General features: G+C 41.8%; 10 protein-coding genes. 2 read left to right on the forward strand and 8 right to left on the reverse strand.

What is annotated here, in order from left to right; all coding sequences use genetic code 11:
* On the forward strand, window positions 1-381 hold a 381-nt coding region (locus tag PN470_RS16210; RefSeq protein WP_272104800.1), incomplete at its 5' end, for a tetratricopeptide repeat protein.
* Between the two features lie 118 nt (window positions 382-499).
* Here PN470_RS16210 and PN470_RS16215 read toward each other — a convergent pair.
* The 8 genes from PN470_RS16215 to PN470_RS16250 form a co-directional block, all read right to left on the reverse strand.
* Window positions 500-1,465, reverse strand: a complete 966-nt coding sequence (locus PN470_RS16215) for a permease (RefSeq protein WP_272104801.1) — start codon at window positions 1,463-1,465, stop codon at window positions 500-502.
* A gap of 154 nt (window positions 1,466-1,619) precedes the next feature.
* Window positions 1,620-2,957, reverse strand: a complete 1,338-nt coding sequence (locus PN470_RS16220) for an anthranilate synthase component I (protein ID WP_272104802.1) — start codon at window positions 2,955-2,957, stop codon at window positions 1,620-1,622.
* Between the two features lie 129 nt (window positions 2,958-3,086).
* Window positions 3,087-3,464 (reverse strand): hypothetical protein, encoded by a 378-nt coding sequence (locus tag PN470_RS16225; RefSeq protein WP_002734118.1) that lies wholly within the window; start codon window positions 3,462-3,464, stop codon window positions 3,087-3,089.
* Window positions 3,465-3,500: 36 nt separating this feature from the next.
* Window positions 3,501-5,219, reverse strand: a complete 1,719-nt coding sequence (locus PN470_RS16230; protein WP_272104803.1) for an ABC1 kinase family protein — start codon at window positions 5,217-5,219, stop codon at window positions 3,501-3,503.
* A 146-nt stretch (window positions 5,220-5,365) separates the two neighbouring features.
* A complete protein-coding gene (locus PN470_RS16235) occupies window positions 5,366-6,127 on the reverse strand; it encodes a HEPN domain-containing protein (protein ID WP_272104804.1) in 762 nt (253 codons plus the stop codon).
* On the reverse strand, window positions 6,111-7,184 hold the full coding sequence (locus tag PN470_RS16240) for a ParA family protein (protein WP_271938410.1): 1,074 nt from the start codon (window positions 7,182-7,184) through the stop codon (window positions 6,111-6,113). The genes PN470_RS16235 and PN470_RS16240 overlap by 17 nt, the downstream gene beginning before the upstream one ends.
* 172 nt (window positions 7,185-7,356) lie before the next feature.
* Entirely contained in the window at window positions 7,357-8,061 is a 705-nt protein-coding gene (locus PN470_RS16245; RefSeq protein ID WP_271938413.1) for a Uma2 family endonuclease, read from the reverse strand.
* Window positions 8,062-8,220: 159 nt separating this feature from the next.
* Complete coding sequence (locus PN470_RS16250; RefSeq protein ID WP_002750530.1) at window positions 8,221-8,460, reverse strand: hypothetical protein; 240 nt, start codon at window positions 8,458-8,460, stop codon at window positions 8,221-8,223.
* An 8-nt stretch (window positions 8,461-8,468) separates the two neighbouring features.
* Between PN470_RS16250 and PN470_RS16255 the strand changes: the two genes are divergently transcribed.
* On the forward strand, window positions 8,469-8,735 hold the full coding sequence (locus tag PN470_RS16255) for a glutaredoxin family protein (RefSeq protein WP_016516868.1): 267 nt from the start codon (window positions 8,469-8,471) through the stop codon (window positions 8,733-8,735).
* Window positions 8,736-8,927 lie beyond the last annotated feature (192 nt).

Genomic DNA, 8,927 nt, shown 5'->3' on the forward strand with positions numbered 1-8,927 from the left:
GAACCTCTCCTTCTAGAAGCATTAGATTTGAGAAAACGACTCTTAGGAGACAATCATCCCTCTGTGGCAACTTCCCTCAACAATTTAGCAGGATTGTACTGTTCCCAAGGCAGGTACACAGAAGCGGAACCTCTCTATCGAGAAGCATTAGATTTGAAAAAACGACTCTTAGGAGACAATCATCCCGATGTGGCAACTTCCCTCAACAATTTAGCAGCATTGTACGATTGCCAAGGCAGGTACAAAGAAGCGGAACCTCTCTATCGAGAAGCGATTAAGATTGCTACCCAAGTATTAGGGGAAAATCATCCCCATACCCAAACAATTATGGAGAACTATAAAACTATGTTGTCGCAACTCCGACAAGCAGAATTAAGATGAGTTAGAGTTTAAATGCTTGGGAAAATAGGGCTTGTAGGCGCACGGATTTTCCATTATGAATATAGTATCATGTCAAGGGGCTTTTGTCAAGAGAAAATTTTTCTGACCCGGAATGAATTCAACCTAGATAAAAACTGAGGATCAGAGCCACTAAAAAACTCATTAACAGGCATAAAATTCCGAAATAAAGGACGATTTTAGGACGGAAAGCTGATAGGAGAAGGATAAAAGCTTTAATATCAATGAGGGAAGCGACCAGTAAAAAAGCTAGAGTGGAACCCACGGACAGATTAGTAATTAAAGAACCGGGGACAAAAGTGCTAAGACTGGCATTAATAGCGAGGGTGAAACCAAAGAACAACTGCACGAGAATTTGAGTAGCGGGAGTATTCCCCCAGGCAATTAATTGACTCTGAGGTAATAATAACTGAAAGATACTAGCGATCGCACAGCCAATAATTAATAATCCCCCTAATTCCAGTGCTTCATCGATAAAGTTATCGAGAAATAACTGCACAGAAATTGGCCAAGCTTGCCTATCTCTAGTTTTATACTCATAAACAAGACTGCCGACTCTTTGTAGGGGTTGACTGGCTGCTTCCTCTGGTAAAAAACTCCCGGAAAGAACTAAACTCGATTCTAGGGGAATTTCGCTATCGGTGCGGGGTTTTTCCCGATAGAAACTAAAGAGAGTGCCGATAAAAATTGCCATTAACCACACCGAAAGCGATCGATAGAAGAAAATACTAGAATAGCTGAAAGTCTGCCAAGTTAGCCAAAGAGTGACGATATTTAGGGTAGGTGCAGCGGTGAGAAAGCTAAACACCACCCCTGGGGGTACTCCCTCTAATAAAAATCTTCTAGCGACGGGAATCGTGCCGTATTGTCCGACGGGTAGGATTAATCCGATTGTACTGCCAACGATCGCTCCTAACAGTCGATTACGGGGAAATATCGCCGCTAATCGCTGTTTATTGACGAAAACAAGCAAAAAACTGGAAACGGCTGCCCCCAAAAGTAAAAAGGGAAGCGAGGTCAAGACTAAACTAAGAAAAAAAGTAACAGCGATAGAAATTTCATTCATGAATAGGGTTCAAGATCGGAAGCTATCCTACAAAATAGCAGATAAGGTAAAAAGTAAGTAGTCGTGCCAAATTAATTTCTTGGTTAGGATAGGCACTCATGCAAAAGGCACTCATGCAAGATTCAACAATAGGTTAGTTTGTTGAAATCAAAAACTAAAAAGAACGTAAAGCGATTAATTGTGCCTCAGCTTTATGAAGGGATTCTAACCATTCTTTTTCGGGATCGCTATCGGCAACTATTCCCGCTCCCACTTGTCCCCAAACAGTGTTTAAATTACCTTGAGTAGTCATTAATAGGGTACGGATGAGAATATTCAAATCTAAATGACCCCGTAGGTCAATATAGCCACAGGAACCATAGAATAAATTGCGTCGCATCGGTTCCAATTCTTCGATAATTTCTAGACAGCGAACTTTCGGACAACCAGTAATTGTTCCCCCGGGGAAAAGAGCTTTAATTAAATCAATAGCATGATACTTTTTATCTAATTTTCCTTGAACATTACTGACCAAGTGCATAACATGGCTATAACGCTCGATCGTCAGTAATTCATCCACATAAACCGATCCCCATTCACAAACTCTACCTAGATCATTACGTTCTAGATCCACTAGCATAATATGCTCGGCCTGTTCTTTTTTATTAGTTAATAGTTCCTCGGCCAATTGTCGATCGAGTGCCTCGGTTTTACCCCGGGGACGAGTTCCAGCGATCGGTCTAGTGCTGGCTATTCCTCTTTCTAATTTTACCAATCTTTCGGGAGAACAACTAATCATTTCTCCCCAAGGAGTGCGCCAATAACTAGCAAAAGGAGAAGGGTTAATCTGTTGTAAACTGCGATAAATTTGCCATCCTTTTGCCTTAGTTGTGCTTTGAAATCTTAGGGATAAATTTGCTTGAAAAATATCACCTTTTCTGATATAATCTAAGGCTTTTTTAACAGCTTTTTCGTAGTCGAGTTGAGAAGTATAAAAGATTAAGGGAGAGGGATGGGGATCGATAAACTCAAAATCGGGGTTAGTGGTTAAAGATTGTTCGTATTTATCTAAATCTTCGGGTTTGCTGGCAGCTAACCAGAGAATTTGTGCTTGGTGATCGAGAATGGCAAAACTATCCGGTTCATACCAATAAGCGACGGGAAAAGGGAGAGTATCAGCTTTCCTGTCGGGTAATTTTTCTATTTCCCAAGCTAAATCGTAGCCTAACCACCCCAACCAACCGCCATGGAAGGGAAGATGATCGGGAAGCACATCCGATCGAGTTTGGGGGAGTAAACTGCTTAAAAAGGGCAAAATTTCCCCTAGTGCGGGGGTCCAAAGCTGACGCGGGGAACCAGCACAAAGAGAGTAACGGGAGAGGGAATTACCCGGATAGGGACTTTCTAGTAAAGTAGCGATCGCATCTTGGGAGAATAAGCAGGCAAAAACCTCGGAACCAGTGCGCTGATGCAGAGGAAGCGATCGCCAATGCCATGCTAAAGGTTTTTGCATCTAAAATCGCGGGCCAAAATAGCTGGTAAATTGGGTATAACTAAGGTTTTGGTGTTAGTTGTGGGGGAGTTGATCTTTCCTATCTGCTAACACCTATTATCTTAGTCCTAAATGTTTGCTGCCTCGTAATTATCCCCGATAATCGAGGTCAATTTCTTTAGAACCGCCGCGCTGTAATTGGCCTAACAATTCCCCTAACTGACTCCAAACCAAACCACCGATAAAGATAGTCATCGGGAGAGAGATAGCGTAGGCAACCCAACCATTGAGAATAAATATATCTAATCCCGAGGCCAGGAAAAGACAGATTCCTACACAAATACCAATAAAAGGAATTTGTAAGGAACTGGATTTTAAAAGATTTTGATCGTCTGAACCCTTATTTTTATACCAATTGTTAACCACTTGCTTGAGACTAGCTTCAAAAGCAGCCCCGCAGGTAATACCGATAAATAAACCGGCAAAAACTAGAAAATAGGGTGGTTGGGGCAGAAAATAATAATCCATAGAAAAAGTGATTAACCGATGATGACCTTAAACACTTTAACGCGAACTGGTTTCTCCCGGAAGGACAGCGGCCACACCTTGGGAGGATAATTCCCGAAAAGCGCTCATGGCCACATCCAAGAGTCGCCGCGGTTGCAATTCTCCTTGAATTAAACCCCAGAGACGTTGCACTTCGGCAGTATGGAGACGGTCATCTTCCGTCAAAGCTAATAGCAATTGACGACGCAGATAACGACCTTCTTCCGAGAGAAGAAAAGTGATGCCTAATTGCGCGGTGGGCAGTAAATCGAAGTTACTTTCCGATCGAGCCATTGTAATCATGTTTTCTAGGCGTTGCCACTGGAATTTACCGTTTTTGAACAGTACATCCAGTAAACGCCGGCGCAGTTGAGGCGATTCCCCGGTCAGGAGACGTGTAGCGACGTAGGGATAGGCCACTTGGACGATTTTGAAGTTAGGATCGAGGGTAAGGGCCACCCCTTCTTGGGTGACGAGGGAACGAATAATCAGGGCGAATTTGGCGGGAATCCGGAAGGGATATTGGTACATCAATTCGGAGAACTCATCGGTAATAGTGCGGAAATTGAAGTCACCGACCCTTTGACCGATGGCATTGCCTAAAACCCGTTCTAGAGCCGGAATAATGGGTTTTATATCCGTTTCTGGGGTTAAAAATCCCAGTTTGACAAAGTTGGCGGCCAAGTTTTCGTAGTCTTTGTTAATTAAATCGACGACGCAACTAGCGAGGGTTTCTTTAGTTTCCTCCTCTAACTGGTCCATCATGCCAAAATCAATATAGGCCATGCGACCATCAAAAGTGGCGAAAAGATTACCCGGATGGGGATCAGCGTGGAAAAAGCCGTGTTCGAGGAGTTGCTGTAATCCGGAGGTTACGCCGATTTTAACGATACTATTGGGGTCTAATCCTAAAGCTTTGATATTCTCGGTATCGGTGAGTTTATAGCCATCAATCCATTCCAGGGTGAGGACGCGGCGACCACTATAACGCCAGTAGATACTGGGAACTTTAACTTCAGGGTTATTTTGGAAGTTGGTGGCGAATTTTTCAGCGTTGCGACCTTCGTTTTGATAGTCGATTTCCTCAAACAGTTTGGTGCCGAATTCATCGACAATCAAGGTGAGGTCATGGCCGAGATTGAGGGGTAATAAACGACCGAATTTTTGAGCAGCCCAGCGCATTAGGTATAAATCGAGGCTTAAAAGCGCCCGCAGCCCCGGTCTTTGCACTTTAACGGCTACTTCTTCGCCGGTGGGTAGAATAGCTTTGTAAACCTGTCCTAAACTAGCGGCAGCCACAGGGGTGGGGGATATTTCTCGATAGGCTTTTTCTACAGGCATCCCCAATTCTGTCTCGATAAGGGCAAAAGCGATATCGTTATCGAAGGGGGTAAGTTGGTCCTGCAGTTTAACTAATTCGTCTAAAAAGTCTTTGCGAACGAGGTCGGGGCGGGTAGAGAGAGCTTGACCGACTTTGATGAAGGTGGGACCCAAACGGGTGAGAATTTGCCTAAGTTCGCTGGCACGCCTGTATTTATTGGCTTCTTCTTGCTTTGTCCATTTGTCCCAGAGGAGACTGAGGAGAAATAATCCTAAAGACCAAGTAATCACGAAAGCGCGACCGAACAATTGCCAAGGTTTGTAACGGTATTGTTGGGCGATCGCTTCTGCACTGTAATGAGTGAACTGTGTTTCTTCTCGTTTCCGGTCAGTTTGACTGTCTTGATGCCGACTCACTAGCTAATCTCTATATATCTTACGCCACTTGATATTGTAGCTAAGTTCTTGACATCAGTATACAAAACTACACATTATTTAATAATTGTTATAATTCCCTGAGAAATCATAAGTATTTATGGATGGACTGCCGGGGAAATTTTCGGCTAGTGGATGTCCTCAAGTACCTGATGGATATTTTCAACAAGCTGTTCTATAAAGGTAACGGCATCATTAACGAGATTTTCATCGATATTCCAGCGACTGCCAATGCCATAACTCGGGTCTATATCAGCTTCGTGGGCGATTTTGTTCCTTCGATCAACAATTATGCTAAGTTGGCTTTTAATATCTTTGGCTGGTTTATTTAGTTTGCTGGCCACTTCTTCCCACAATTTCTTGGCTGAAATTAATCTAATGGCCTCCGCTATCTTGTCCGGTTGTTGAAAGCTTTTATATCTGAGGTTTTCTCTAATTTCAGTCTCTAGCCAATAATTACTATTAAGTTTGTTGGTGAGGAGATTTTCAATCATTGGTAGTAACTCGGAAATTGAGCGAGATTCTTGATCAAAAAAAGAACCGTAGTTTTGTTGAATTTCGTTCTCTAACCAAGAGCCAATACTAATAGCTATCAATCGTTCTTGTCCTGCGCCATGCAAGGAGACTTTAAAACGAGAAAAGGCAGATTGAGAACTGTTAGGAGTGGGAGAAGGTTCTGAACGTTGGCCTCGATAAATTTCTAGCATTCCTAGAGTAACCACTTCGTGAATATAATAATCTAAAGCGCTCACAGTCAGGACTAAAGCGGCTCTGAGGATATCCGATACATCTAGGGCCGAAGTAGTCTGAGATTTGAGGGAATTGTGGATAGCGATCAAGTCACGAACGCGGGCAATGCTAAGGCGAAATTGTTCAATGGCTAACTGCATAAATCTCGGAGGTAAGACCGATAACTTTGTCTGCTAAGTCAGAAAAAATCTTTTTAAAGTCCTCTTGTTTTTCTTGGGCTTTACCTAACACTTTACCCTGCCACTTAGCTGATTTCAATTGTTCAGCAGTTAGCGCAAAAACAGGCATTTGATGCTCTTGAGATAAGGCAATAAGACTATTAAAATTAGGAATTTTTACTAGAGTACAGCAGTCTGGTACACCATTCTGATCGTAGATAAATTTCGGTAGCATCATGCCATTTTTTTCTAGGGCTGGAATCATTTTATTGCCGATATTTTCCTCGATTGTGTTAATCCAGTTTTGAAAAGCCTTTGTTTCTTGGCCACCTATGATTCGATATTTCTGAACAATAGTTCCTAAAAAATGTAGGTCAACTTCGGGAAAGGGATAGTTGGCTGTTTTGAGAATTGGTAAAGCACTAGCTGCCTTAGCCCATTGGTGCCACTTAGGCAATATTTTAGCTAAAGAATCGATAGCCATAACCGAGAAAAAATCTGGCGTGGTTGGCACAATAAAAAAGTTGCTGGTCATCAGTATATTTTGATTGATTGACCCCAAACTGGGACTCATATCGATTAAAATATAGTCAGCTTGAAATCTTTCGGCAGTTTTGTCTAATAAATATGTAATCGCACCGGGGAGATTTTTTAAAGCCTGAATTGACCCACTAAGTTCTTGAGCAATACCTAGGGTAACTTCATATTCAGCTAATCCCACATGACCAGGCAGTAAAAATAAGTCATCACGACCATCAATAGGAATACAGTCCACAGCTTCAATTAATCTCGGTTGAGACTCAAAAGCAGGTGCTAAAGCTGTTTTAATATTAGAGTAAGTATTGTAGATTGCTTGTAGTCTTTCCTCCCTATCTTCACTTTCTTTGGCCAAAGCCATACCAGTTAAGTTACATTGGGGATCGGTATCGACAATAATTACTCTTTTGCCCTTCTCAGCAAGCATCCAACCAAGGTTAAAAGTGGTTGTAGTTTTGCTCACTCCACCTTTATGATTAAAAAAAGCTATTTTTTGCACCATGGCATTAATTATATTTGAAGATTGTTGCCCTTGGTCATTATTGTAACATCAGTGTGGAGATTTTGCCATGATTTCTAGGCTAGAATCAGAGTTTCGGATTACTCGTTTTAATGCCTAGCAATTAAGGAAAAATTGCGCCATGGTTTCTGCCCTAACACCCCCAATCGGATATTTAAGCAATTTCATCGGGATTAATGCCCAATTCTCGCAGCTTTTGGGCTAATTTTTCCGCCCTTTGTTGTTCTCTTTCTTTGGCTAATCTTTCCTGTTCTTTGGCTAATCTTTCCTGTTGGGCCGACTCTTGAGGGGTGGGAACCAATTCACCCGATTCGGTGAAATAGCGCAATTTATTGGCAAAAATTCCTAAATATAATCCCAGTTGCTTACTCCATAAATAACCTTTTTCATTAGGGGTAATCGGTTGGTATTGTCCCTCGATTAAAGTAAATCCTTGCCATTCTAAGGTATTGGGATCAAACCAAAAATATTCAGGAGTCCGGAAAGTATGCTGATATAGTTCCTTTTTGGCTTTTCTGTCCACATTAGCGGTGGAATCGGAGAGAATTTCGATGATTAGATTGGGATATTTACCCCCTTCTCCCCAGACGACCCAACTTTTCCTGGGACGTTTCTCTGTATCTAAAACCACGAAGAAATCTGGTCCACAAAAATCTCGCTGTTTTAGTTGTCTTTCGTTATAATAAATAGTCAAATTACCCGAGGCATAGTAATCGTTTCTATCTTGCCAGAGCCAATCAAGACAAGATAATAATAAAATAATTTGTTGTAAATGCAGATCACTTTCCAAGGGTGGTTCATCACTCCATAAATCGGTGGGAGGACAGACAATATCGGTAGCAATATCTAGGGTTGTCATCGTTTATAAACCCATTGAGTCAATTTGGGGTGATTCTAGCAACAAGCCACAATCAATACAATTATATTATAAGTCCGATCGTTTTGCTTGTATATAGGGTGTTAGGAGTCGGTTGGGGAAGTCAGAATATCATGACCTCAATCCCCTTGGTTGAAGGACTTATAAAAACCAGAAAAAAGCAACTAAAATAACAGTGAGAGTGGCGGCAAAAATGAGAGCGTATTCAATTTTTTGATTGATAATACCAATAACCATGACTAGGGTAATTGCCAGAAGAAACACACCGATATAGACTAGATTTTGAGAACCTGAATTAACTAAATTATTATTTAAAGTCGGTGTGGGTGTGGGAGTTTGTAGAATTGTTGATGAGAGACTAATCGTGGAGGTAATGAACATAAATATTTATGACTACCATAGAACTAATTTTATACAGTAAACCGGACTGTCATCTTTGCGAAGGGTTGCTAGAAAAACTAGAAAAAATCCGTCAACCGGAGTGGCAGTTAGAAATTAGGGACATTACCAGTCGAGAGGATTGGTTTAACGCTTATCAGTACGAAATCCCCGTTCTCTGTCAAAAACTGGTCACGGGGGAAAAAATCCTCCCTCGTCTTTCCCCCCGGGCAAATGCCGAACAATTAGCCCGTCTTTTAGCCAATAATTTAACCTAGGGGCTAATTAGGGTTTGCTGAATAAATCTAAAAACCTTGTTGGATAAGACTTTTAGACTTTTTTTCCCTCAAAAAGTGTCAGCCATTGGGGGGATCGGGGGCAAAATTCAGGTACTTTTTCCCTGAAAATTAGGTAATTGACCACCTGAAAATGGGTAAAACCCCACACCCCACACCCCACACCCCACACCC

It is taken from the genome of Microcystis sp. CS-574 (assembly GCF_028329095.1).
Taxonomy (GTDB): Bacteria; Cyanobacteriota; Cyanobacteriia; order Cyanobacteriales; family Microcystaceae; genus Microcystis; species Microcystis ichthyoblabe_A.